The following is a 23,763-nucleotide window of genomic DNA, read 5'->3' on the forward strand; positions in this document are numbered from 1 at the left end:
CGGAAGCGCTGAAGGACCACGCACGGAGCAACGCCAGAGCGCGGCTATACCCCGCCAAGGCGTAAGCACGCCCTCAGATTGACAGATACACCACCCCGGGGATCGAGGGGCCGGGCGACGCAGCATATAGCGTGCCGTTGCCGGCTATGCGAAGCCTCGCGATGTTCCCCGAACGTTCGTTGGCGACCAGCATCTCGCCTCGGTCCTCGAGGAGCAGGAACATGCGCGGCCAATGTCCTCCACAGCCGAAGTGTTGAAGGAGCGTCAGCCCGCCTTGCCTGTCGATGGCGAAGACCGCGATGCTGTCGTGCCCGCGGTTGGAGACATAGAGCCGATCGCCGCTTCGGTTCACTGCGATATGTGCCGCCGCAGAGGGTCCGTTGAACCCTGTTGGTAGTGTGGAGACAACACCGCGAGCGGTGAACGTGCCGTTCGTCTGCGCCTGGAGTGTGGTTACTGTATTTGCGAGCTCCGCGACGAGAAAGGCAACCGGCAGCCGCGGATGGCGGGCGAGGTGGCGGGGACCGGAGCCTGGCTCTGCGCGATAGGCGATACGGGTATCCGCCAACGCTCCCGAACGCGGATGGAGACGGTGAGCGAAAACCGCATCTGCTCCCAAGTCGACTGCGTGCAGAAAGGGCCGCCCCGGCGCGAACCCGACCCAATGGGCATGCGCACTGGCCTGGCGCTCGCGGTTCGGCCCACTGCCGTCGTGCCGGATGCGTTGCCCGTCACCCACCGGGAGACCGGTTCGGGCATCGAGCTTCCACAACGTAACGCTTCCGCTGGAATAGTTCGCTACCGCCAGCGCGCGGCCATTGGCGGCGAGCGCCACGTGACACGGGTCGGCGCCAAGCGTTGACACCGTCGAGATGCGCCGCAGATCCCGTCCGTGGATACTGAGCGATCCCTCCGCCTGCTCATCGACCAGATAGCGCATCCCCGCAGCATTCCGTACGCCGAAGGAAGCGTTTGCGATCGTCGACACCGCACCGCGCATGACCCAGCCGTTCGGCGATGCTTCCAACTGGGCCAGGCCTGGCCCGCCCTCGCGCGCATAAGTGCCCGCGACGATCTGCTGCACGTTCTGCGCGCGCTGCGCCATCAGCCTGGAGGGACATGCGCCAAGCGTGACTGCGGCGCCGACGAGCGCACGTCGCGAAAGGGTGAGCGAGGAAGAAGCCATGCCTGTTTGAACCCTCATTAACGCCCTGCGTCAATCGCAAGGGTCGCCGTGCGCGGCACCGCCATGGCTAGAGCACCCGTTTTCGACGCAGCGCTGGCGGCTTCCGGGCTCGATCTCAGTCCACCTGCCCCACAATGACGCAGGCACAGCCGATGTCAGCATAGAGCAAGCTGAACCGCCACGCTCGTCCCTGCTAGGGCAATACCCAAAAGAAAAGCCCGGCCTTCCTTTCGGAAGACCGGGCTTTCTTTTCAGAGCCCTTGCGGGCGCTGATTACTTAACGATTTCAGCGACGACGCCTGCACCGACGGTGCGGCCGCCTTCACGGATCGTGAAGCGCTGACCAACGTCCATTGCGATCGGTGCGATCAGCTTGACGCCCAAAGCGACTTCGTCACCCGGCATCACCATTTCGGTGCCAGCCGGCAGTTCGATCGTGCCCGTCACGTCGGTCGTGCGGAAATAGAACTGCGGACGATAGTTCGCGAAGAACGGCGTGTGACGGCCACCCTCGTCCTTCGACAGGACGTACACCGACGACTGGAACTCGGTGTGCGGCTTGATCGAACCCGGCTTCGCCAGAACCTGACCACGCTCCACTTCGTCGCGAGCGACGCCGCGGATCAGCGCGCCGATGTTGTCGCCAGCCTGGCCCTGATCGAGCAGCTTGCGGAACATTTCCACGCCGGTGACGGTGGTCTTGCGGACCGATTCCTGGATGCCGACGATCTCGACTTCCTCGCCAACCTTCACGATGCCGGTCTCGACGCGGCCGGTCACCACCGTACCACGACCCGAGATCGAGAACACGTCTTCGATCGGCATCATGAACGGCTTGTCCAGCGGACGCTCCGGCTGCGGGATCGACTCGTCGACAGCTGCCATGAGAGCGAGGATCGCTTCCTTGCCGAGCTTGTCGTCCGAACCCGAAAGCGCGGCGGTTGCCGAACCACGGATGATCGGGATGTTGTCGCCGTCGAACTCACGCTTGGAGAGCTCTTCGCGGATTTCCATCTCGACCAGCTCGAGGATTTCCTCGTCGTCGACCAGGTCGACCTTGTTGAGGAAGACCACCATGGTCGGCACGCCGACCTGGCGAGCGAGCAGGATGTGCTCCTTGGTCTGCGGCATCGGACCGTCGGTCGCTGCCACCACCAGGATCGCGCCGTCCATCTGCGCCGCGCCGGTGATCATGTTCTTCACATAGTCGGCGTGGCCCGGGCAGTCGACGTGCGCATAGTGACGCGCGTCGGTCTCGTACTCGACGTGTGCGGTCGAGATGGTGATGCCGCGCTCGCGCTCTTCGGGAGCCTTGTCGATGTTGGCGAAGTCGACAGCGGCGTTGCCAGCGACGTTTTCCGCCAGAATCTTGGTGATCGCGGCCGTCAGCGACGTCTTGCCATGGTCGACGTGACCGATGGTGCCGATGTTGAGGTGCGGCTTGTTCCGCTCAAACTTTGCCTTCGCCATTTTTCCCTACCTTCTGATCTGAATATCCGCGCCGCTAAGGGACTCGCCGGAAGGCGAGCCCCATAACGACTGTTTTGACTGATTGCCAGCCCGGCGCGTTACGCCAGCTTGGCCTTCACTTCCTCGGCGACGTTCGAAGGAACCTCGTCATAGTGCGAGAACTGCATGCTGTACTGCGCGCGGCCCTGGGTGAACGAGCGCAGCGCGTTCACGTAACCGAACATGTTCGCCAGCGGCACCATGGCCTCGACGGTCTGCGCGTTGCCGCGGCTGTCGGTACCCTGAATCTGGCCACGACGGCTGTTCATGTCGCCGATGACGTCGCCCAGATAATCTTCCGGGGTGACGACCTCGACCTTCATGACCGGCTCGAGCAGCGTGATGCCCGCCTTCTGCGCCACTTCGCGCATCGCGCCGCGAGCACAGATTTCGAACGCCAGCGCCGACGAGTCGACGTCATGGTAGGCGCCGTCATACAGCACGATCTCGAAATCGATGATCGGGAAGCCGACCAGCGAACCGGTCGCCGCAGTCTCGCGGAAGCCCTTCTCGATCGCCGGCAGATATTCCTTCGGAATGTTGCCGCCCTTGATCTCGTCCTTGAAGATGATGCCCGAGCCGCGCTCGCCCGGCGCAACCTTCACCTTCACGCGGCCAAACTGGCCGGTGCCGCCCGACTGCTTCTTGTGGGTGTAGTCTACGTCAACCGGCTTCTTGAGGTACTCGCGATAGGCGACCTGCGGCGCGCCGACGTTCGCCTCGACCTTGAACTCGCGCTTCATGCGATCAACCAGGATCTCAAGATGGAGCTCGCCCATGCCCTTGATGATGGTCTGGCCGCTCTCGTTGTCCGAAGACACGCGGAACGACGGATCTTCGCGCGCCAGGCGATTGAGCGCGACGCCCATCTTCTCTTGGTCAGCCTTGGTCTTCGGCTCCACCGAAAGCTCGATCACCGGCTCGGGAAATTCCATCCGCTCGAGGATGATCGGGGCGCTGATCGCGCAGAGCGTATCACCGGTCGTGGTGTCCTTGAGACCCGCCAGCGCGACGATATCGCCGGCATAAGCCACCTGGATGTCCTCGCGCTCGTTCGCATGCATCAGCAGCATGCGACCGACCTTTTCCTTCTTGTCCTTGACCGAGTTGGTAACCTGCGACGCGGTCTCGAGCTTGCCCGAATAGATGCGCGCGAAGGTCAGCGTACCCACGAACGGATCGTTCATGATCTTGAACGCCAACGCCGAGAACGGAATGTCATCCGAGGACGCACGCTCGTCCGGCGTCTCGCCGTCGAGCTTCACGCCCTTGATGGCCGGAACGTCGAGCGGCGAAGGCAGATAGTCGACCACGGCGTCGAGCAGGGGCTGCACGCCCTTGTTCTTGAACGCCGAGCCGCAAACCACCGGCACGAACGCCATGCTCAGCGTACCCTTGCGGATCAGCTTCTTGAGGTCGGCGGTCGAAGGCTCGTTGCCTTCCAGATACGCTTCCATCAGGTCGTCGTCGAGTTCGACGGCCATTTCGATCAGGTCGCTGCGATACTTGGCGGCCTTTTCGGCCATGTCCGCGGGAATGTCCTGATATTCGAACTTCGCACCCAGGCTTTCCTCAAGCCAGATGATCGCGCGGTTCTCGACCAGGTCGACCAGGCCCTTGAACTGCCCCTCGATGCCGATCGGGAGATACAGCACGGCCGGACGGGCGCCCAGGCGCTCGATGATCGAGTTGACGCAGAAATAGAAGTCGGCGCCGGTGCGGTCTAGCTTGTTGACGAAGCACATGCGCGGCACGCCGTACTTGTCGGCCTGGCGCCACACGGTCTCGGACTGCGGCTCCACGCCGGCAACGCCGTCGAAGCATGCGACCGCACCGTCGAGCACGCGAAGCGAACGCTCGACTTCGATCGTGAAGTCGACGTGCCCCGGCGTGTCGATGATGTTGATCAGGTGCTCTTCGCCCTTGCCCTCTTGGGCGCGCCACTTGCACGTCGTAGCGGCGGACGTGATCGTGATCCCGCGCTCCTGCTCCTGCTCCATCCAGTCCATCGTCGCGGTGCCTTCATGCACTTCGCCGATCTTGTAGGACTTGCCGGTGTAGTAAAGGATACGCTCGGTGGTCGTGGTCTTACCGGCGTCGATGTGCGCCATGATGCCGATGTTACGGTAGCGCTCGAGCGGATGGCTGCGGGCCATGTGTCTTCTCCAATGCCGCCACGCGGCGGGCTGAAACCTAGGTCGGGCCGTACCTCAACCCATTCGGGCTGAGCTTGTCGAAGCCCTGTACTTCCTTCTTCCCGTGGGGAAAAGGACAGCCCTTCGACAAGCTCAGGGCGAACGGTGATTGGGGTGAGAGCCTGAACTCCCACCCCATATAGTGTCGCTTTTTACCAGCGGTAGTGGCTGAAGGCGCGGTTCGCTTCGGCCATACGGTGGGTGTCTTCGCGCTTCTTCACCGCGTTGCCGCGATTGTTGGCGGCATCCATCAGTTCGCCCGAAAGGCGACCCGACATGGTGTGCTCGCTGCGGTTGCGGGCCGAGGTGATCAGCCAGCGGATCGCCAGCGCCTGGGCGCGCTCGGGGCGCACTTCGACGGGAACCTGGTAGGTCGCACCGCCGACGCGGCGGCTGCGCACTTCGATGCCCGGCTTGATGTTGTTCAGCGCGTCATGGAACACGCCGATCGGCTCGCGCTTGGCGCGCTGCTCGACGGTGGTGAGCGCCGAATAGACGATGTTCTCGGCGACGGACTTCTTGCCGTCCAGCATCACCGAGTTCATGAACTTGGACAGAACCTCATCACCATATACGGGATCAGGCAGGATTTCCCGCTTTTCGGGACGACGACGACGAGCCATCTTGAACTTCCTTCTAAACTTCAGCTGATCCGGAACCTCTGGGCCCCATCGAAGCAGCACTTCGATGGAAAGCCGCGTCCGGGGCTTACTATGGCTGGATTACTTGGGACGCTTCGCGCCGTACTTCGAACGGCTCTGCTTGCGGTCCTTGACGCCCTGCGTGTCGAGCACGCCGCGCAGCACGTGGTAGCGCACACCGGGAAGATCGCGCACACGGCCGCCGCGGATCAGCACAACCGAGTGCTCCTGAAGGTTGTGGCCTTCACCCGGGATGTAGCTGATGACTTCGCGCTGGTTGGTCAGGCGAACCTTGGCCACCTTGCGAAGCGCCGAGTTCGGCTTCTTCGGAGTCGTCGTGTAAACGCGGGTGCAAACGCCGCGCTTCTGCGGGTTCTGTTCCATCGCAGGGACCTTGGACTTGGCCTTCTGCGGTTCGCGACCCTTGCGGATCAGCTGGTTGATCGTTGGCATGAAGCCCTTCACCTTTTCTACGGTACCGGGCGAACCCGGCGGTTACTTTGCTGGAGCCCTGAGAAGAGAATACGAAAAAGCACGGGGTATCCGTGGATCCCCCGGGCCATTGCGTCCCCAGCAACGTTCAGCTCTTTGTCCCGCGAGGTTTAATGGCCAAAAGCCTCCTCATGGGAACGGTCGCGCCTATACCTGCGGCGCGGGTGGCGGTCAATGCCCCTGCCCCTTGTGGCGCTGGCCTTGCCCACAACAAAAAGGGCGCACTTCCCGCAGAAGCGCGCCCTCTCCGTCCGATGGGCTCGGAGCTTAGAGGCTCTTGATCTTGGTCAGGTGCGATTGCACCACCTTCTGCGCGTCGGCAGCGAAGGCCTTCAGCGCAGCCACGTCGCCATCCGACTCATAACCCTTGAGCAGAGTCAGCGCCTTTTCATGCGCAACCGTTTGCTGCTGCTTGAACAGCGCGTCGAACGCCGCACCCTCGGCCTTTTCCAGCGCGGCCAAGTTCGCTTCCTGCTCGGCGTTCAGCGCCGGGTTCGGCACAATCGCCGGCTCGGCCTTGGCACCCGCGGCGGTCAGCTTCTGAGTCGACTCGGTATGATGCTGGACGATCATGCCGCCAAAGTCCTTCAGCGCCTGGTTCTGCGCCTTTTCCTGCGCCATCTTGCCCGATTGAATCTCGAAGAAGTCGCTCGCGCCGACATCGTTGGCGAACTTCTGCGAAGGAGTCGCCGCCTCGCCGGTCATCAGCGCATTGTCGGCTTCGTTGCCAGGCGTCATCGCATCGGTCGCCAGACCGGCGTTGCTAACACCACCATCCGCCGTGTTGGCCGTGCTGTTCTCGGTCGTGCCGCCGTTGCAAGCCGCCAGCGCCAGCGCGGGCAGAAGCCCGAGGGTCAGAATCTTCTTCATGTTAGGCAGTCCTTCTCCGAAGCTGCCACAACGGGGATGCGGCGCAGATGTTCCGCGTGCGAGACGAAGAGCGGCGCCTACAGAGTGCGCAGTTCGGCAAGGAAACCGCCGACCTGGCTGGACAGCGCTTCCGCCTCGCCTTGCAGGCGCTGCGCCACGCCCGCCATGTGGTGCGCGCCGGCCGAGGCGTGCCGCGAGGATTCGCCGATCGCTTCCATTTCGTGGCGGATGCCCTCTCCCGCTTCCACCGCCTCCGCAACATTGTGCGCGATGCCTCGCGTGGCGACTTCCTGTGCCGCGACCGCCGAGCGGACGCTCGCCGCCATCGCCGCCATCGCGGCGATCGCGGCTTCTACTCGGCCATGGCCGTGCGCCACGTCCTCGATGCCGGCGCGGATGTCGCCAACATGGCTGGCGACCTTCGCCGCGGCCATGCCGGTCTGGTTCGACAGCTGCTTCACTTCGTTGGCGACCACGGTGAAACCCCTGCCCGCCTCGCCGGCTCGCGCCGCCTCGATCGTCGCGTTCAGCGCCAACAGGTTCACTTGCCGGGCGATGTCGCCGATCATGCCCACCACCGAATCGATCGTCTGGGCGGCAAGGATCAACGCACGGGTGTGCTCGCCGCCGAGCTGCACCAACGCCGCCGCTTCCTCGGCAGCGACACTTGCTGACTGCGATTCGCGCCCAATCGCAGTCAGCGTCATGGCAAGGTCGGTGCCGCGCGCGGCGATCTCGGCCATATTGTCGCTGGTCTGCGCCGCCGCGGCAGCCACTGCGGTGGCCCGCTCGCCCACTTCCACTGCCCGATCGGCAGTACCCGCGGCGCCTTGCTGCAACTCAGCCGCCAGCGCACGCATCGCCTGTGCCAGCACGTCCACTTGCCCTTCGAACCGCTCGCTCGCCTGCTCGATCCGCTCGGCGCGCGCGACGCGCAGCTTGGCGGTCTCACGCTCATGCTCGGCGGCCAGATGCACCAGCCGGCGATTGTTGATCACGGCGTGCAGTCGCCCGTCACGCACGATGATCATCCCCTCTGAACCGTTGGCGGCGCGATAGGCGTGGATCATCGCACCGATGTCCAGCGACGCTTCCGCCACCGGACAGGGCCGCACGTGCCGTGCCACGCCATGGCCATAGCTCGGGTTGCGCAGCAGCGCGTGACCGAATGGGTTGAGCAGCAGCCGGCGCACGTCCTTCTCGAAAATCGCGCCGACAGGACGCATGGCGCCGTCCAGCACCGGCATCACCCGCAGGTCGGGGTCGGCGGTGAACGCTTTCACTGCCTTGAACACTGAATCCTCCAGCGTCAGCCAGGGCGGATCGATCTCGCACGGCAGCAGCCAATTCCCGGAAGCGGCGACAGGCGGAACAAGGGACAAAGCGGCAGCGGGCATGCCCTGCATAGAACAGGTGTTGGTAAAATCAGGTTTTACGGTTGATTACATTACGGAGACAAAACCATCTTTTTCGCAGTTGCAGCAGGTGCGGCCAAGCCCTAGAGCGCGTCCAAGTAAAGGGTGTCCCTTGCAAGAGGGATGAAAATGGGAAATCGGTGCAAAGCCGATGCTGCCCCCGCAACTGTAACCGGCGAGCGTAGCGCACCGTGCCACTGGGAAAACCCGGGAAGGCTGCGCGAACACGCGAAGACCCGGAAGCCAGGAGACCTGCCCTTCACTTGTCGATTCCTTTGCGCGGGCGGGGTGCACCGGGCGAACGGGGAGAGAAATCCCCGCGTGAGCGACACCACATCGGGTCGCCGCGTCTGCATGTGCGGGGCGATCCTTTATCAAGGTGTCTTGCAGTGAAGACGTTCAAGCTTTTCCTTTTCGCCGGTGCGGCACTCACTCCGGTTTCGGCCTATGCCCAGACCGAGGTCCCCGAGGACGAACAGGTCGTCGTGGTCGCCAGCGGCGTGCCGCAAAACGCCGACACCACCGGTCGCGCCGTCACGGTGCTCGATCGTGAGACCATCGAGACGCGCCAGACTGTCTCGCTGTCCGACTTGCTGACGACCACCGCTGGCGTAAGCGTCACGCGCAGCGGCGGCGCCGGCGCGCTCACTGCGGTTCGTATCCGCGGTGCCGACGACGCGCAGACCCTGGTCTTGATCGACGGCGTACGCGTGAACGATCCTTCCGCTCCAGCCGGCGCCTTCGATTTCGGCAACCTGCTCACCGGCTCCATCGAGCGGGTCGAGGTGTTGCGCGGCGCCAATTCGGTCGTCTGGGGCAGCCAGGCGATCGGCGGCGTCGTCAACGTCGTCACCGAAGCGCCGATTGGCGGCATCAAGGCGCGTGCCAACGCTGAATATGGCTATGCCGATCAGGTGTCCGCCAACGCCGCGATCGCCGGCGGCACGCAGACCGTCCAGGGCGGCTTCACCGCCGGCTACTTCCGGACCGACGGCATTTCGACGGCGGCAAACGGCACTGAGGCTGACGGCTTCCGCCAGTATAATGCCAGTGGCCGCCTGCGCGTCGAGTTCGCGCCCGGTATCGGGCTGGACCTGCGCGGTTATTATGCCGACTCACGCGCGGACCTCGACGGCTACCTCTCCATCCCCCCTTATTCCTTCGGGGACACTGACGAGTTCGCCACGACGCAGGAACTTTATGGTTATGCGGGCCTGTTCGCGGATATCGGGCCGATCTCCAACCGCGTGGCCTTCACGATCGCGGATATCAACCGCGACAATTTCGCCGACGATTCCAGCGTCACCCCCATCTATCTCTATCGCGGCCGCAGTGAACGGTATGAATATCGCGGCGACGCCGCGTTCTCCGATCAGTTGCGTCTGACCTTTGGCGCCGAGCAGGAAAATCTCCGCTTTTATGATGGCAGCCAGACCAACCGCGCCGACATCACCAGCGTGTTCGGACAGGCGATCGTAACCCCCGTCGAGCAGGTCACGATCACCGGCGGCGTACGCAACGACAATCACAGCCGCTTCGGCGATTTCACCAGCTGGGGCGCCTCCACTGCGATCCGTCCGCTGGACGGCACGCTGCTGCGCGCCAGCTATAGCGAAGGCTTCAAGGCGCCGACGCTGTACCAGCTGTTCGCGCCCTTCTACGGCACCGATACGCTCGCGCCGGAAACCGCGAAGAGCTGGGATGTCGGCATCGAGCAGTCCGCGCTCGACGGCGCGGCCAAGCTCGGCTTGACCTATTTCCACCGCAATACGCGCAATCAGATCGATTTCGACCTGGTGAACTCGGTCTACGCCAATGTCGCCCGTGCTCATGCCGAGGGCGTCGAGGTCGAACTCGCGCTCAAGCCCGTCGACGCGCTCACCTTCACCGCCAACTACACCTACACCGATACCGAGAACCGCTCGGCAGGCTACCAGGGCAACGATCTCGCCCGCCGTCCGCGCGATGTCGCCAGCGTTTCGGCGGATTACCGCTTTCCGTTCGGTCTGTCGCTCGGCGGCACCGTCACGATGATCGGCGACAGCCTCAACGAAGCGTCGAACCGTACCCGGCTCGACGGCTTCGCGATCGGCAGCGTGCGTGCCGAGCTGCCGATCAACCAGCTGCTCTCGGTCTATGGCCGGGTCGAGAACGTCACCGACGCGCGCTACCAGGTGGTCTCCGGCTATGGCACCTATGGCCGCTCGGCTTTTGCCGGCGTCCGGTTGCGCTACTGATGCGGCGCGCCGCGTTTCTCTGCTTGGTTCTGGCAGGATGCGCGGCGCCCCCGTCCCGCACCGGCGGGATCGTGTCGCTCAATCCCTGCGCGGACGCGATGCTGATCGAACTGGTCGCGCCTGAACGCATCACGGCAATCAGCCGCTACTCCAAGGATCCGCGCGCCAGCTCCATCCCGCCAGAGGTGGCGGCAAGCCTCCCCGCCACCTCTGGCAGTGCCGAGGAAGTGATCACGCTGCGTCCCTCGCTGGTGGTGGCGAGCAGCTACACCGCCCCCTCCACGCGTGAGGCTTTCGCCCGCGCCGGCCTCAAGACGCTCTACCTCGACATCCCGCCCACCATCGACGCCAACAAGGCGCAAATTCGCGAACTCGCCGCCGCGGTCGGCGCGCCCGCTAAAGGGGACGCCCTGGTCGCCCGTATCGATGCCGCCGTCCGCGACGCGCACAGCAACACGCCGCCTGTCACGGCTTTGTTATGGATCGGCGGCAATCTGGCTACGGGAGGCAGCACGTTGCTCGACGAAATGATGACCAAGGCCGGCTTCAGCAATCACGCGGCGCATTATGGCCTCACCCACACCGGCTATCTCCCGATCGAACAGGTGCTCGCCGATCCGCCCCGCGCAATCATCGCGCCAGAGGAAGCGGGCCGCGACGCGGACTCGCGCGCCGCCCAGCTCCGCAAGTGGGCCGTTCGCCGCAGCGGCGCCAAGGTCACACAGGCCGTGTTCCCGCGCGAACTGGTCAATTGCGGCGGCCCCGTGATCGTGCCTGCAATGGCGCGTTTGGCGCGAATTCGTCGCGAGATCGCTCGATGAACCGCCTTTTCCTGAACCTTTCGCTGCTGCTCCTGGTCGCATTGCTGTTCGCGGCATCGCTGATGGCGGGAAAGGCGTGGGTGCCCTTCGACGCTTGGTTCTCCGCTGACCCGCGCTGGTGGATCATCGCCGAACTCCGCTTCCCCCGCGCGATCCTTGGCACCGCCATCGGCGCCGCCCTGGGTCTCAGCGGCGCGGTCCTTCAGGGCTATCTCCGCAATCCCCTCGCCGATCCAGCTGTGTTGGGAATATCCTCCAGTGCAGCACTTGGCGCCGTCGCCTCCATTGTCCTCTTCGCAGCGACGGCTCCCCTCGTCATTTTCTGCGTCGCCATGATAGTCGCCTGCGCCTCCATGCTCCTCCTCGCCGCCCTCGCCTGGCGCTCGGAAGGCGCCGTTGCCTTCATCCTCGCCGGCACGGTGCTCGCCAGCCTCTCCGCCGCCCTCACCGCCTTCCTCATCTCGGTCGCGCCCAATCCCTGGATGACCGCCGAGATCATTGACTGGCTGATGGGCGCCCTCACCGATCGCAGCTTCGGCGAAGTGCAGCTCGCTCTCCCCTTCATCGCTTTGGGCTGCGCCCTTCTCCTTTTTACAGGCCGTTCCCTCGACGCCCTCACGCTAGGCGAAGACGCCGCCCGCTCCCTCGGCGTCCGCCTAGGGGTCGTGCAGATGCTGGTCGTTCTCGGCACCGGCCTAGCGGTCGGCGCGTCCGTCGCGGTCACTGGCATCGTCGGCTTTGTCGGCCTGATCGTTCCGCACCTCTTGCGCCCGCTCACCGGCGCTAGGCCTTCCGCACTGCTGCTCCCGAGCGCGCTGGGCGGCGCGGCCCTTGTCCTCGCCGCGGACAGCCTGGTCCGCCTCTCCCCCGGCGCGAGCGAGGTCCGTCTCGGCATCGCCATGGCGCTGATCGGCACGCCCTTCTTCTTCGTGCTTCTGCTCAAGGGACGCCGCGCCTCATGGATCTGAGCGTCACCGATCTCAGCGTCAGCCTCGGCCACCGCCGCGTCCTCGACAGCGTCACCGCCGAGTTCCGCCCCGCCCGCGTCACTGCGATCCTCGGGGCCAACGGTTCGGGCAAGAGCACCCTGATCCGCACGATGGCCGGCCTGCTCGATCCCGACCGCGGCCATGTCCGCCTCGATCGGCGCTACCTCAACCGCATCTCCGTACGAGAACGTGCCCAACTGCTCGGATACCTGCCGCAGGACGCTTCGGTGCATTGGAATGTCGGCGTCCGCGAAGTCGTCGCGCTGGGCCGGCTGCCGCACCGCTCGCCCTTTGCCGGCCCGTCGCAGGCCGACGCGATGGCCATCGGCGCCGCCTTAGCCGCGACCAATACCAACCACCTCGCCGAACGCGACATGCACGCCCTCTCCGGCGGCGAACGCGCCCGCGTCCTGCTTGCACGGGTCCTAGCGGGCGAGCCGCAATGGCTCCTCGCCGACGAGCCCTTGGCCAGCCTCGACCCTGTCCACCAGCTTGGCCTCCTTGATCAGCTCCGGACCCTCGCTGCGGGCGGTATGGGCGTGGTCATCGTCCTTCACGACCTGATCCAAGCCGCCCGCGCCGCGGATGACGTCCTTCTCCTCAAGGGTGGCCGGGTGGTCGCCTTCGGTCCCGCCCGCGAGGCGCTCGCCCACCAACCGCTCCGCGACGCCTTCGGTGTCGAGGTGATGGTCGTTCCCGACGAGCAAGGTCGCCTGCTGCCCGTCCCGATCGGCCTTTCGGCCTGAACCTCCGGCAGCGGACGGTTGAGTGCCGCTCGCCCCTGTGTCATTGCGCAATAAAATTACATGACGAGTCGGGCCAATGAGCCCGCCGCAGGAGAGTTTGGATGCGCACGATCGAGCACTTCATCGTCAACAACCCGGGTGGCGCCGCCGCCCGCACCGGCGATGTCTTCGACCCCAACACCGGCCGGGTTCAGGCGCGGGTCCTGCTCGGCACCCAGGCCGATCTCGACCGCGCCGTCGCCGCCGCCCAGGCCGCGCAGCCCGCATGGGCCGCCACCAACCCGCAGCGCCGCGCCCGCGTCATGTTCCGCTTCAAGGAACTGGTTGAGTCGAACATGGAAGCCCTCGCCCACACCCTTTCCTCCGAACATGGCAAGGTGATCGCCGACGCCAAGGGGGACATTCAGCGCGGCCTTGAAGTTATCGAATTCGCCTGCGGCATCCCCCATGCGCTCAAGGGCGAATACACGCAGGGGGCAGGCCCCGGCATCGACGTCTATTCGATGCGCCAGCCCCTCGGCATCGGCGCGGGCATCACCCCGTTCAACTTCCCCGCGATGATCCCGATGTGGATGTTCGGCGTCGCCATCGCGTGCGGCAACGCTTTCATCCTCAAGCCGAGTGAGCGCGATCCGAGCGTTCCCGTCCGCCTCGCCGAGTTGATGCTGGAAGCCGGCGCGCCCGACGGCATCCTCCAGGTCGTCCACGGCGACAAGGAGATGGTCGACGCGATCCTCGATCATCCCGCTATCAGCGCCGTCAGCTTCGTCGGCTCTTCCGACATCGCCCATTATGTCTATCGTCGCGGCGTCGACGCGGGCAAGCGCGTCCAGGCGATGGGTGGCGCGAAAAACCACGGTATCGTTATGCCCGACGCCGATCTCGACCAGGTCGTGGCCGACCTGTCTGGTGCCGCCTTCGGTTCAGCCGGCGAGCGCTGCATGGCGCTTCCGGTGGTGGTTCCGGTCGGTGAAAAGACTGCCGACGCGCTGCGCGAGAAGCTGCTACCCGCGATTCAATCGCTGCGCGTCGGCATTTCGACCGATAATGATTCGCATTACGGGCCTGTTGTGAACGCCGCACACAAGCAGCGTGTCGAGAACTGGATCCAGACCGGGATCGACGAAGGCGCCGAGTTGGTCGTCGATGGTCGTGGCTTTCAGCTTCAGGGCCATGAGCAGGGCTTCTTCATCGGCCCGTCGCTGTTCGACCGCGTGACCCCAAACATGCAGTCTTACAAGGAAGAGATCTTCGGCCCCGTCCTGCAGATCGTCCGCGCCCCCGACTTCGAGACCGCCGTGCGCCTTCCCAGCGAACACCAATATGGCAACGGCGTGGCGATCTTCACCCGCAACGGCCACGCCGCCCGCGAGTTCGCCGCGCGCGTCAATGTCGGCATGGTCGGCATCAACGTGCCGATCCCGGTGCCCGTCGCCTATCACAGCTTCGGCGGCTGGAAGCGCTCGGCGTTCGGCGACATCAACCAGCACGGCATGGAAGGCATCCGCTTCTGGACCAAGACCAAGACGGTGACCCAGCGCTGGCCCGACGGTTCGGTCGACTTGCCACGCGGCTCCGAGGATGGCGGCCCCAGCCGCATCCAGGATGCTTTTGTCATCCCCACGATGGGCTGAAGCAATGACTCACCAGTTCGACCTCACCGACGAGCAGCGCCAGGTCCAAGACCTCGCCCGCCAGTTCACCGCCGATCGCATCACGCCGCATGCCGGCGAGTGGGACGAGAAGCACATCTTCCCCCGCGACACGATTCAGGCCGCGGCCGAGCTCGGCTTCGCGTCGATCTATGTGTCCGAGGAGAGCGGCGGCATCGGCCTGGGCAGACTCGAATCCGCGCTGATCTTCGAAGCGATGGCCTATGGCTGCCCCTCCACCAGCGCTTTCATTTCGATCCATAACATGGCGAGCTGGATGATCGACCGGTTCGGCAGCCAAACGGTTAAGGACAAGTACCTCCCCAGCCTGGTCACCATGGATCGCTTGGCGAGCTATTGCCTGACCGAGCCCAGTTCGGGCTCCGACGCCGCCGCGCTCAAGACCCGCGCTGTCAAGGATGGCGACCATTACATCGTCACCGGCACCAAGCAGTTCATCTCCGGCGGCGGCGAGAACGAGATCTACGTGACCATGGTCCGCACCGGCGAGGAAGGCCCCAAGGGCATTTCCGCGCTGGTGATCGAAAAGGACATGCCCGGCGTCAGCTTCGGCGCGCAGGAGCGCAAGCTCGGCTGGCACTCGCAGCCGACCGCGGCAGTGATCCTCGATCAAGTCCGCGTGCCCGTAGAGAACCTAGTCGGCGCGGAGGGCGAAGGCTTTCGCATCGCGATGATGGGCCTGGACGGCGGCCGCCTCAATATCGGCGCCTGCAGCCTGGGCGGCGCGCAGCGCTGCCTTGAGGAAGCTGTTAGGTACACCAAGGACCGTAAGCAGTTCGGAACGCCCATCGCCGACTTCCAGAACACGCAGTTCACCCTGGCCGACATGGCGACTGAATTGGAAGCCGCCCGTGCCCTGCTCTACCTCGCCGCCGCCAAGGTGACCGAGAACGCGCCGGACAAGACCCGCTTCGCTGCCATGGCCAAACGCTTCGCCACTGACACCGGCAGCGCCGTGGTCGACCGCGCGCTCCAGCTCCACGGCGGCTATGGCTATCTCCAGGATTATCCAATCGAGCGCTTCTGGCGCGACCTGCGCGTCCATTCGATCCTGGAAGGCACCAACCAGGTGATGCGCATGATCGTCGGCCGCGACTTGGTGCGGCAGTGATGTTCACGCGAAGGCGCGAAGACGCGAAGACGATGTTCGCGCACAGGCGCAGAGGCGCAGAGAGTTGGCCTCGCCGCGCCAGCGGCCTTGAACACGCACCGCTAGCCAAGCTGCTCGCCGATCGACGGGCGGCTGACGCCGCCGGAAGGCGTGCCTCTGCGCCTCCGCGCCTCTGCGCGAACCTCTTCACTTCCTCTCTTTGCGCCTTCGCGCCTTCGCGTGCATCAAAATGACCGACGTCCTCACCACCGACGAAGGCGCACTAGGCCGCATCCGCCTGAACCGCCCCAAGGCGCTCCACGCGCTCAACACCGCCATGTGCCAGGCAATGCTCCACGCGCTCGACACGTGGGAAGCTGACCCCACCATCGAAGCGATCCTCATCGACCACGCTGAAGGCCGCGGCTTCTGCGCCGGCGGCGACATCCGCATGATCGCGGAAAGCGGCGCGGGCGGCGGCAAGAACGCCGCCGATTTCTTCCGCGTCGAATACCGGATGAACCACCGGCTGTTCACTTATCCCAAGCCGATCATCACCTTCATGGACGGCATTACCATGGGCGGCGGCGTCGGCATCTCGCTGCCGGCGAAGTTCCGCGTCGCCACCGAGAACACCAAATTTGCCATGCCCGAAACCGGGATAGGCCTGTTTCCTGATGTCGGTGGCGGCTGGTACCTGTCGCGCCTGCCCGGCCGTATGGGCGAATATATCGCGCTGACCGGGCACCGCCTCGACGGGGCCGAATGCCTCGCGCTGGGCCTCGCCAGCCATTATCTTCCTGCCGAGAGGCTCGAAGAAGCCAAGGCGCGCATGGCCGAGGCGCCAGATCAGATCGAAAGTATCCTCAATACCCTCGTCGCGCCGGCACCGCAGGCGCGCATCCTCGCGCATCGCGACGTGATCGACCGGCTCTTCGCCTCCAGCACGCTCGAGGGCATCGTCGCCGTGCTCGAAGCCGACGATAGCGAATGGGCGCAGCAACAGCGCGCCACCCTGCGTACCAAATCGCCCCAGGCGATGAAGGTCTCACTCCGCCTCCTCGCTGAAGGTCGTGCCATGCCCAGCTTCGCCGACGAGATGCGCCAGGAATATGCCGTCGCCACCCGCGTCGGCCGCTTGCCCGACTTTGCCGAGGGCGTGCGCGCGGTGATCCTCGACAAGGACAACGCGCCCAAGTGGAACCCCGCCACGCCCGAGGGCGTGACCCAGAACCAGATCGACGCCATCTTCGCGCCGCTTCCGGACCACGAATCCTGGAAGCCCGCCTGAACAAGGAACCTTCCATGTCCCAGTACGAAACCATCCTGGTCGAGCAGCGCGGCGCCGTCACGCTCGTCACGCTCAACCGCCCCAAGGCGCTGAACGCACTCAACACCCAGATCCTGTCCGAACTGCTCGACGCGATGCGCGCTTTCGATGAAGACGCATCGCAGGGCTGCGCGGTCATCACCGGCAGCGAAAAGGCTTTCGCCGCCGGTGCCGACATCAAGGAGATGCAGGCGCAGGGTTTCGCCGACATGTACGGCCATGACTTCTTCGCCGGCTGGGACGCGTTCACCCGCACGCGGAAACCGGTCATCGCCGCGGTCGCTGGCTATGCGCTCGGCGGCGGCTGCGAGCTGGCGATGATGTGCGACTTCATCCTGGCCGCCGACAGCGCGAAGTTTGGCCAGCCCGAGATCAAGCTCGCCGTCTCGCCCGGCATGGGCGGTTCTCAGCGCCTTACCCGTGCCGTCGGAAAGGCCAAGGCGATGGAGATGTGCCTCACCGGTCGGATGATGGACGCCGACGAGGCCGAGCGCGCGGGTCTGGTAAGCCGCATCCTCCCTGCAGCCGAGCTTCTGAACGACGCGCTCAAGACCGCCGCAACGATCGCCTCAATGGCACCGCTCGCGGTAAAAGCGAACAAGGAGATGGTCGACGTGGCATATGAAACCACGCTTGCTCAAGGCGTCCAGTTCGAACGCCGCCTGTTCCACGCGCTGTTCGGCACGCAAGACCAGACGGAAGGCATGGCCGCCTTCGTCGAAAAGCGGTCCGGAATCTGGACGGGCAAGTAAACGATGCCCCCCTCTCCCTTCAAGGGAGAGGGGGTGCAAACTTAGGCTCGAAATGCCTTAGTCGAAGCTGGGTGCGGGCTGAGCGCTTGCCTCGCAAACGCACGGAGCCAAGCTCCGCTCCACCCGCCATTCTTGGCTAGCCACAAAGCTGGCAAGCTGCGCTATTCTCTCCCTTATCAACGGGAGAGACACCGTTAGGAGAGGACAACATGGCACGCATCGCATTCATCGGCCTGGGAAATATGGGCGGCGGCATGGCGGCAAACCTCGCCAAGGCCGGCCACGACGTCCGCGCCTTCGACTTGAGCCAAGACGCGCTCGACAAGGCGAAAAAGGCCGGCTGCCTTCCGGTAAATGATGCGATCGCCGCCATCGAAGGTGCCGAGGCGGTCATCACCATGCTGCCCGCCGGCAAGCATGTCGAAAGTGTCTATGGCGACAGCATCTTCGAGCATGCCGAACCCGGCACGATCCTGATCGACTGCTCGACGATCGACGTCGACACTGCCCGTCGCGTCGCCCAGGCGGCTACTGACCATGGTCTCGCCGCGGTCGATGCCCCCGTATCCGGTGGCATCGCAGCGGCCAACGCCGGCACGCTCACCTTCATGGTCGGCGGCAGCGCCACCGCCTTCGACAAGGCCGAGCCCTTCCTGTCGGACATGGGCAAGTCGGTCATCCATGCCGGCGCCAACGGCGCGGGGCAGGCGGCCAAGATTTGCAATAACATGATCCTCGGCGCGACGATGATCGCCACCTGCGAGGCCTTTGCTCTTGCGGAGAAACTCGGTCTCGATCCCCAGAAGTTCTACGACGTCGCTTCGGTCAGCTCGGGCCAGAGCTGGTCCGTCACCAGCTATTGTCCCGTTCCCGGCGTCGGCCCCGAAACTCCCGCGGACCGCGATTATCAGGGCGGATTCGCCGCACCGCTGATGCTCAAGGACCTCCGACTGGCGATGGAAGCCGCAGGCAGCGTCAACGCGCGAACCCCGATGGGCGCCCGCGCCGCAGAACTCTACGAAACGTTCGTCGCCGGTGAAGGCGCAGGGCTCGACTTTTCGGGGATCATCAAGACGCTGCGCTGAGCGCCTTAACCGCCTGTTTGCCGATCGGGCGCATACCTCGCCCATGCGCCCGATCTTCGCCCTGCTCGCCCTTGCCGCCCCCGCCGCCGCCCAGACGCAGCAGCGCGCGCCCTTCGTCATCGCTGAAACCGGGCAGGGTTTCGCGTCCCTGGACGAAGCAGTCGCCGAGGTGCGCGACGGTACCGCCACCATCCTGATCGCGCCCGGCACCTATCGCCAGTGCACGGTGCAAGCCGGCGGTCACATCACCTTCAAGGCGACGGTGCCCGGCAAGGCGATCTTCGAGTCCGAGACGTGCGAGGACAAGGCCGCCTTCGTGCTCCGCGGTCGCGGCTCCGTCGTCGATGGCATCGTATTCCGCGGCTATTCGGTCAATGACGGCAACGGCGCCGGCATCCGCATCGAGATGGGCGACCTCACCGTCACCAATTCGATGTTCCTCGACAGCCAGGAAGGCATATTGGGCGGCGGGCATGAAACCGTGCGCCGCATCACGATTGACCGATCGACCTTCTCCGGCCTCGGCCAGTGCGAAACCGAAAATTGCTCGCACTCGATCTATCTGGCAGTCGACGGTCTGGTCACCGTCACTCGCTCACGCTTCGAACGCGGAACCGGCGGTCACTATGTCAAGCTGCGCGCGCGCCAGGTGCAGATCAACAACAACAGCTTCGACGACAGCCGTGGCACCAAGACCAACTACATGATCGATCTGTCCGAAGGCGGCACTGGCGTGATCTCGGGCAACACCTTCGTTCAGGGCCGCAACAAGGAAAACAATTCCGGCCTGATCGTCGTCGCGGCCGAGGGCAAGACCTATGCCACCGCCGGACTCCGCGTCGAAGGCAACACGGCTACGCTGGCACCGGGCGCGCCGACCAACCCAGCCTTCGTTGCCGACCTCAGCGGCCAGCGCATCCAACTTGGCACCAACACGCTAGGGCCCGGCATCCGCTCCTTCGAACGCCGCTGAGCCTAGCGGCAGGTGTCGCCCGGCCCCGCGTCCAGGTCCAGACAGCGCCCGTCGATCTCGACCGGCACTGGCACCTTGATCAGCGCGGCCAGCGTCGGCGCGATGTCCACCGTCTCCACCGACAGCGGCTGCTCGAACCCGGTCATCCCCTTGCGCCAGAACAGGATCGGCACGCGCCGGTCATAGTCCCAGAAGCTGCCATGCGTCGCCACCGAACCACGGGTCGGATCAGCGATGGGCGTCACGCGCGGCTTCAGTGCCACCACGAAGTCGCCCGATCGCGAAGGCTCGTACGACTCGCGCGCGCGCTCCAGCATCGTCCAGGTCTCGGGCGGCGTCTTGGGATGCGGCGTCGCCAGGATCTGCGCCCGGGTATATACGCCATAAACCTGCGGATGCGCGGCATAGCGACCGATCGCCTCTGCCAGCACCTTGTCGCGCTGCGCCTTGGGCAGTTTGGGATCGACATAGATGTCACCAGCCGCGCTTCCGGCCAGCGGGTTGCCGCTGATGCCCAGCTTGGTGGCGATCTCCGCGCCGACTGCCTTGGGGTTCAGCTTTGGGTCGATGCGCGCCGCCATCGGCGCGGCATGCTCGTCGTTTCGCTCGGGCAAGTCATGCCCGCCATGATCGGCGGTCAGCGCGACGGCATAATCGACGCCGGTCTTGTCCAACACCGCGAACAGCTTGCCCAGCATTTGGTCGAGCGCGAATATCTGGATGCACATCTCGCTACCCTCGGTGCCGAAGGTGTGCCCGACATAGTCTGTGGCCGACGCGCCGACGATCAACAGGTCGGTGTGCCCGTTCTGGCCCAGCTTCATGTCGGTGGCGACGCCGGCGCCTAGCGCCAGGATCGCTTCGTCGAACTCGGGCGAGGCGCGGAACGCGCCGGCATTGCCGGCAGCGCGTGCGAAGCGCCCGTCACCTACCGTCTTGGTCGCACCTAGCGGGATCGCCCGGCTGCGTGCCTGGCAGAAGGCGGGCAGCGCCATCGGCGCCTGCGCTTCGCCGATACGGCCGGTGACATTGGCGTTCATTTTGGTCACCATCGCCGGCGCGGTGCGCCCGGCATAGGAGACCAAGGCTTTGCCGTTCCACCACCACAGCTCGTCCACCTTGTGCCCGCCCATCATCACCGCGGCGCGATCCTTGCCGGCCACCGACACGACGCGGCTCGCAGGATCGGCCAGCTTCATCCATTCGCCTAGCGTCGGCACCTTCAGATGCTTGTCCGACACAGTATAGCTTTCGGAAGTGCTGCCGGGCACGCTCTCGTCCTCAGCGCAATAGACGGTCTTGTCGTCACGCGGCGCGTTGAAGTCGGTCCAGTCGTTGGCGACGATCCCGGTCCGCGCCGGGCGCGCGCCGCTCAGGATGGTGGAGTGTCCCGGACAAGTCTCGGTCGCAGCGTGGCTCTGATAGCCCGACGGGAACACCGCACCACTCATCAGCCGCGCCAGCCCGCCAGTGAACTGCGCGCGATACTCGGCGAACAAGTCGGCCGAGAATTGGTCGACGGAGATCACCACCACCAGCTTGGGCGGCGCAGCGGGCGCTGCGGCACGGGCCGGAGCTTGCGCTTCCTGGGCAGCGATCGGCGACGCGGCAAGCAGCGCCAGCGCGGCGGCAACGGGAGTGGTGAATTTCATGGGCCGGCTCCGGCAAGGGAAGGATATGAACCCAGCTATTGTCCAACGGCGCTTCCTGGGCAAGGACGGGCCATGGCCTTCCTTCGTTTCGGATTGATGTCGCTGCTGCTTGCGCTTGTCGCATTGCCGGCGCTTGCCCAGCCGGTCGGCAACGGACCGCATGTCCGCGTCGAACTGCTTGCGGAAACCGATCACCCGGCGCCCGGTAGCACGGTGACGCTGGCCCTCGCCTCAGCTCCGGAAAAAGGCTGGCACGCCTATTGGCAGAACCCGGGCGACGCCGGCCTGCCTGCACGGTTCGACTGGTCGCTTCCGTCGGGGGCCAGCGTTGGCGAACCAAGCTACCCGGTGCCGCAGCGCCTGATGATCTCGGGCCTGATGAACTATGTCTATGAGGGCCCCTTCGCCCCGCTGGTCACGCTGAAGCTGCCGGCGGGCGCCAGCGGTACGCTGCCCGTCCGGGTCCGTGTGGACTATCTCGTCTGCACCGACGCCATCTGCGTACCCGAGCGGGCCGACCTCGCCACAACGCTTACCGTAGGCGATGGCAGCATCGCGCCAGAGCGCCGGGCGCGGTTCGACCGCTGGCGTGCCGCGCTGCCCAAGCCGCTGGGCAGCCCGGCCAGCTTCCAGTTGGACGCCGGGCGGATCAGGCTCGCCGTCCCGTACCCTGCAGATGCACCGCTCGACGACGCATACTTCTATCCGCGCACGCAGAATGCGCTCGATTATGCCGCGCCGCAGACCGTCGGACGCGACGGCGACCGGATCGTGATCGAGACCGCGGCCAAGGGGCAGCCCAAAGCTTTGCAGGGTGTCCTTCAGATCGGCGGCCAGGGGCTGCTCGTCACTGCTACACCCGGCAACGTGCCTCCACTGGCATCCTCCACTTTTTCCACGGGCGTGGTCACAACGCTGGCCGCGTTCTTCGCCGCGCTGCTCGGCGGCATTATCCTCAACATTATGCCCTGCGTCTTCCCGATCCTCAGCCTCAAGGCACTGAGTCTGGCAAAGGGGCACGGCGAGGATCCGCGGGGCGAAGCCCTGGCCTATACCGCCGGCGTAGTGCTGGTGTGCCTTGCGCTAGGCGGCGCGTTGCTCGCGATCCGTGCCGGCGGCGCATCGGCCGGGTGGGCATTCCAGCTTCAAAGCCCTGGGGTCATCCTGCTGCTGTTGCTGCTGACTGTGGCCATCGCGCTTAACCTGGCCGGCCTGTTCGAGTTAGGCGCGCCCGGCTTCGCCAATCGCGCGGCGGCGAGCGGACGGGGCGGAGCCTTCGCCACTGGAGCTCTCGCGGCCTTTGTCGCCACGCCATGCGCAGGACCTTTCATGGCCTCCGCCCTCGGCGCGGCACTGATCCTGCCTTGGCCTGCGGCTCTCGCGGTGTTCGGCGGCCTGGGGCTGGGCATCGCGCTTCCCTTCCTCCTGCTCGGCTTCGTGCCGGCGCTGCGCCGCCGCCTGCCGCGGCCCGGCGCCTGGATGGCGACGCTGCGCCACATTCTGTCGGTGCCGATGTTCCTGACCGCGCTGGCGCTTGCCTGGGTGTTGGGACGCCAGACCGGGGTGAACGGCATGACGATCGGCCTGGGCGCAATGCTGCTTACTGCGCTGACTCTGTGGTGGGCAGGCGCCCGCCAGCGCGGTGGCGCCGTTCGCGCCTGGCTTCCGGCGCTGCCGCTGTTGCTGCTCGCCTGCGCGGCGACGGCATTCGTCCGCCCCGCGCAATCCAGCCAGCAGGCCCCATCCGGCACCGAGCCCTTCAGCGAAGCCCGCCTCGCGCAGCTCCGCGCCGAAGGCCGACCGGTCTTTGCCTATTTCACGGCCGACTGGTGCCTCAGCTGCAAGGTGAATGAAAAGGCAGTGATCGACACCGCTGCGGTGCGCGACGCGCTGCGCGACGGCAACGTCGCAGTTCTTGTGGGCGACTGGACCAACGGCGATCCGGCGCTCGGCCGCTTCATCGAGCGCCACAACCGCGCCGGGGTGCCGCTCTACTTGTGGTACACGCCGGGCCAAGACCACCCGCAACTATTGCCGCAAATCCTAAGCCGGTCGCAACTCGTTGATCTTGCTCGCTCCCGTTAATTTCCTTGTGCGGCCTCACGGT

At 65.3% G+C, this 23,763-nt stretch carries 19 protein-coding genes and 1 riboswitch; of the genes, 11 read left to right on the forward strand and 8 right to left on the reverse strand.

The window, feature by feature from the left end:
* Positions 1 to 73: 73 nt before the first annotated feature.
* The 7 genes from FHT02_RS04280 to FHT02_RS04310 all read right to left on the reverse strand — a co-directional run bounded on the left by FHT02_RS04280 (position 74) and on the right by FHT02_RS04310 (position 8,290).
* Positions 74 to 1,186 (reverse strand): lactonase family protein, encoded by a 1,113-nt coding sequence (locus tag FHT02_RS04280; RefSeq protein ID WP_184084680.1) that lies wholly within the window; start codon positions 1,184 to 1,186, stop codon positions 74 to 76.
* Between the two features lie 273 nt (positions 1,187 to 1,459).
* Positions 1,460 to 2,656 carry an elongation factor Tu gene (tuf, locus tag FHT02_RS04285; RefSeq protein ID WP_184084683.1) on the reverse strand — a complete coding sequence of 399 codons (1,197 nt, stop codon included), beginning with the start codon at positions 2,654 to 2,656 and terminating at the stop codon, positions 1,460 to 1,462.
* Positions 2,657 to 2,754: 98 nt separating this feature from the next.
* A complete protein-coding gene (gene fusA, locus FHT02_RS04290) occupies positions 2,755 to 4,851 on the reverse strand; it encodes an elongation factor G (protein WP_184084686.1) in 2,097 nt (698 codons plus the stop codon).
* A gap of 191 nt (positions 4,852 to 5,042) precedes the next feature.
* Positions 5,043 to 5,513, reverse strand: a complete 471-nt coding sequence (gene rpsG / locus FHT02_RS04295; RefSeq protein WP_184084689.1) for a 30S ribosomal protein S7 — start codon at positions 5,511 to 5,513, stop codon at positions 5,043 to 5,045.
* Between the two features lie 99 nt (positions 5,514 to 5,612).
* Positions 5,613 to 5,984 (reverse strand): 30S ribosomal protein S12, encoded by a 372-nt coding sequence (gene rpsL / locus FHT02_RS04300; RefSeq protein WP_147044308.1) that lies wholly within the window; start codon positions 5,982 to 5,984, stop codon positions 5,613 to 5,615.
* A gap of 306 nt (positions 5,985 to 6,290) precedes the next feature.
* Entirely contained in the window at positions 6,291 to 6,893 is a 603-nt protein-coding gene (locus tag FHT02_RS04305) for a DUF4142 domain-containing protein (protein ID WP_184084692.1), read from the reverse strand.
* Positions 6,894 to 6,970: 77 nt separating this feature from the next.
* Positions 6,971 to 8,290: a methyl-accepting chemotaxis protein gene (locus FHT02_RS04310; RefSeq protein ID WP_221239300.1), complete on the reverse strand. Its 1,320-nt coding sequence runs from the start codon at positions 8,288 to 8,290 to the stop codon at positions 6,971 to 6,973.
* Positions 8,291 to 8,394: 104 nt separating this feature from the next.
* Positions 8,395 to 8,582: riboswitch (cobalamin riboswitch) on the forward strand.
* A 115-nt stretch (positions 8,583 to 8,697) separates the two neighbouring features.
* Between FHT02_RS04310 and FHT02_RS04315 the strand changes: the two genes are divergently transcribed.
* The 10 genes from FHT02_RS04315 to FHT02_RS04360 all read left to right on the forward strand — a co-directional run bounded on the left by FHT02_RS04315 (position 8,698) and on the right by FHT02_RS04360 (position 20,004).
* Positions 8,698 to 10,545 (forward strand): TonB-dependent receptor domain-containing protein, encoded by a 1,848-nt coding sequence (locus FHT02_RS04315; protein ID WP_184084698.1) that lies wholly within the window; start codon positions 8,698 to 8,700, stop codon positions 10,543 to 10,545.
* Positions 10,545 to 11,366, forward strand: a complete 822-nt coding sequence (locus FHT02_RS04320) for an ABC transporter substrate-binding protein (protein WP_184084701.1) — start codon at positions 10,545 to 10,547, stop codon at positions 11,364 to 11,366. The genes FHT02_RS04315 and FHT02_RS04320 overlap by 1 nt, the downstream gene beginning before the upstream one ends.
* Positions 11,363 to 12,334, forward strand: a complete 972-nt coding sequence (locus FHT02_RS04325; protein WP_184084703.1) for a FecCD family ABC transporter permease — start codon at positions 11,363 to 11,365, stop codon at positions 12,332 to 12,334. The genes FHT02_RS04320 and FHT02_RS04325 overlap by 4 nt, the downstream gene beginning before the upstream one ends.
* On the forward strand, positions 12,325 to 13,101 hold the full coding sequence (locus tag FHT02_RS04330; RefSeq protein WP_184084706.1) for an ABC transporter ATP-binding protein: 777 nt from the start codon (positions 12,325 to 12,327) through the stop codon (positions 13,099 to 13,101). The genes FHT02_RS04325 and FHT02_RS04330 overlap by 10 nt, the downstream gene beginning before the upstream one ends.
* Before the next feature lie 101 nt (positions 13,102 to 13,202).
* Entirely contained in the window at positions 13,203 to 14,735 is a 1,533-nt protein-coding gene (locus FHT02_RS04335; RefSeq protein ID WP_184084709.1) for a CoA-acylating methylmalonate-semialdehyde dehydrogenase, read from the forward strand.
* A gap of 4 nt (positions 14,736 to 14,739) precedes the next feature.
* Positions 14,740 to 15,885 carry an acyl-CoA dehydrogenase family protein gene (locus FHT02_RS04340; protein ID WP_184084712.1) on the forward strand — a complete coding sequence of 382 codons (1,146 nt, stop codon included), beginning with the start codon at positions 14,740 to 14,742 and terminating at the stop codon, positions 15,883 to 15,885.
* A 229-nt stretch (positions 15,886 to 16,114) separates the two neighbouring features.
* A complete protein-coding gene (locus FHT02_RS04345) occupies positions 16,115 to 17,155 on the forward strand; it encodes an enoyl-CoA hydratase/isomerase family protein (protein WP_184084715.1) in 1,041 nt (346 codons plus the stop codon).
* Positions 17,156 to 17,169: 14 nt separating this feature from the next.
* Positions 17,170 to 17,946 (forward strand): enoyl-CoA hydratase, encoded by a 777-nt coding sequence (locus FHT02_RS04350; RefSeq protein ID WP_184084717.1) that lies wholly within the window; start codon positions 17,170 to 17,172, stop codon positions 17,944 to 17,946.
* A gap of 209 nt (positions 17,947 to 18,155) precedes the next feature.
* Positions 18,156 to 19,031, forward strand: coding sequence for a 3-hydroxyisobutyrate dehydrogenase (mmsB, locus tag FHT02_RS04355; RefSeq protein ID WP_184084720.1), 876 nt, complete (start codon positions 18,156 to 18,158; stop codon positions 19,029 to 19,031).
* A gap of 43 nt (positions 19,032 to 19,074) precedes the next feature.
* Positions 19,075 to 20,004: a right-handed parallel beta-helix repeat-containing protein gene (locus FHT02_RS04360; protein WP_184084723.1), complete on the forward strand. Its 930-nt coding sequence runs from the start codon at positions 19,075 to 19,077 to the stop codon at positions 20,002 to 20,004.
* Positions 20,005 to 20,006: 2 nt separating this feature from the next.
* On the opposite strand, the gene FHT02_RS04365 is transcribed toward FHT02_RS04360, so the two are convergent.
* Positions 20,007 to 21,656, reverse strand: a complete 1,650-nt coding sequence (locus FHT02_RS04365) for an alkaline phosphatase family protein (RefSeq protein ID WP_184084726.1) — start codon at positions 21,654 to 21,656, stop codon at positions 20,007 to 20,009.
* A 72-nt stretch (positions 21,657 to 21,728) separates the two neighbouring features.
* Between FHT02_RS04365 and FHT02_RS04370 the strand changes: the two genes are divergently transcribed.
* The gene (locus tag FHT02_RS04370) at positions 21,729 to 23,741 is read left to right on the forward strand and encodes a protein-disulfide reductase DsbD family protein (RefSeq protein ID WP_184084729.1); all 2,013 of its coding nucleotides are present in this window, start codon (positions 21,729 to 21,731) and stop codon (positions 23,739 to 23,741) included.
* Positions 23,742 to 23,763: the final 22 nt, after the last annotated feature.

The sequence above is a fragment of the Sphingomonas xinjiangensis genome (genome assembly GCF_014199255.1).
In the GTDB taxonomy this organism is placed as follows: domain Bacteria; phylum Pseudomonadota; class Alphaproteobacteria; order Sphingomonadales; family Sphingomonadaceae; genus Sphingomonas; species Sphingomonas xinjiangensis.

Coding starts and splice junctions, on each gene's coding strand:
- FHT02_RS04280 (WP_184084680.1), bottom strand. CDS start 1,186: ATGGCTTCTTCCTCGCTCACCCTTTCGCGACGTGCGCTCGTCGGCGCC.
- tuf (WP_184084683.1), bottom strand. CDS start 2,656: ATGGCGAAGGCAAAGTTTGAGCGGAACAAGCCGCACCTCAACATCGGC.
- fusA (WP_184084686.1), bottom strand. CDS start 4,851: ATGGCCCGCAGCCATCCGCTCGAGCGCTACCGTAACATCGGCATCATG.
- rpsG (WP_184084689.1), bottom strand. CDS start 5,513: ATGGCTCGTCGTCGTCGTCCCGAAAAGCGGGAAATCCTGCCTGATCCC.
- rpsL (WP_147044308.1), bottom strand. CDS start 5,984: ATGCCAACGATCAACCAGCTGATCCGCAAGGGTCGCGAACCGCAGAAG.
- FHT02_RS04305 (WP_184084692.1), bottom strand. CDS start 6,893: ATGAAGAAGATTCTGACCCTCGGGCTTCTGCCCGCGCTGGCGCTGGCG.
- FHT02_RS04310 (WP_221239300.1), bottom strand. CDS start 8,290: ATGCCCGCTGCCGCTTTGTCCCTTGTTCCGCCTGTCGCCGCTTCCGGG.
- FHT02_RS04320 (WP_184084701.1), top strand. CDS start 10,545: ATGCGGCGCGCCGCGTTTCTCTGCTTGGTTCTGGCAGGATGCGCGGCG.
- FHT02_RS04325 (WP_184084703.1), top strand. CDS start 11,363: ATGAACCGCCTTTTCCTGAACCTTTCGCTGCTGCTCCTGGTCGCATTG.
- FHT02_RS04330 (WP_184084706.1), top strand. CDS start 12,325: ATGGATCTGAGCGTCACCGATCTCAGCGTCAGCCTCGGCCACCGCCGC.
- FHT02_RS04335 (WP_184084709.1), top strand. CDS start 13,203: ATGCGCACGATCGAGCACTTCATCGTCAACAACCCGGGTGGCGCCGCC.
- FHT02_RS04340 (WP_184084712.1), top strand. CDS start 14,740: ATGACTCACCAGTTCGACCTCACCGACGAGCAGCGCCAGGTCCAAGAC.
- FHT02_RS04345 (WP_184084715.1), top strand. CDS start 16,115: ATGACCGACGTCCTCACCACCGACGAAGGCGCACTAGGCCGCATCCGC.
- FHT02_RS04350 (WP_184084717.1), top strand. CDS start 17,170: ATGTCCCAGTACGAAACCATCCTGGTCGAGCAGCGCGGCGCCGTCACG.
- mmsB (WP_184084720.1), top strand. CDS start 18,156: ATGGCACGCATCGCATTCATCGGCCTGGGAAATATGGGCGGCGGCATG.
- FHT02_RS04360 (WP_184084723.1), top strand. CDS start 19,075: ATGCGCCCGATCTTCGCCCTGCTCGCCCTTGCCGCCCCCGCCGCCGCC.
- FHT02_RS04365 (WP_184084726.1), bottom strand. CDS start 21,656: ATGAAATTCACCACTCCCGTTGCCGCCGCGCTGGCGCTGCTTGCCGCG.
- FHT02_RS04370 (WP_184084729.1), top strand. CDS start 21,729: ATGGCCTTCCTTCGTTTCGGATTGATGTCGCTGCTGCTTGCGCTTGTC.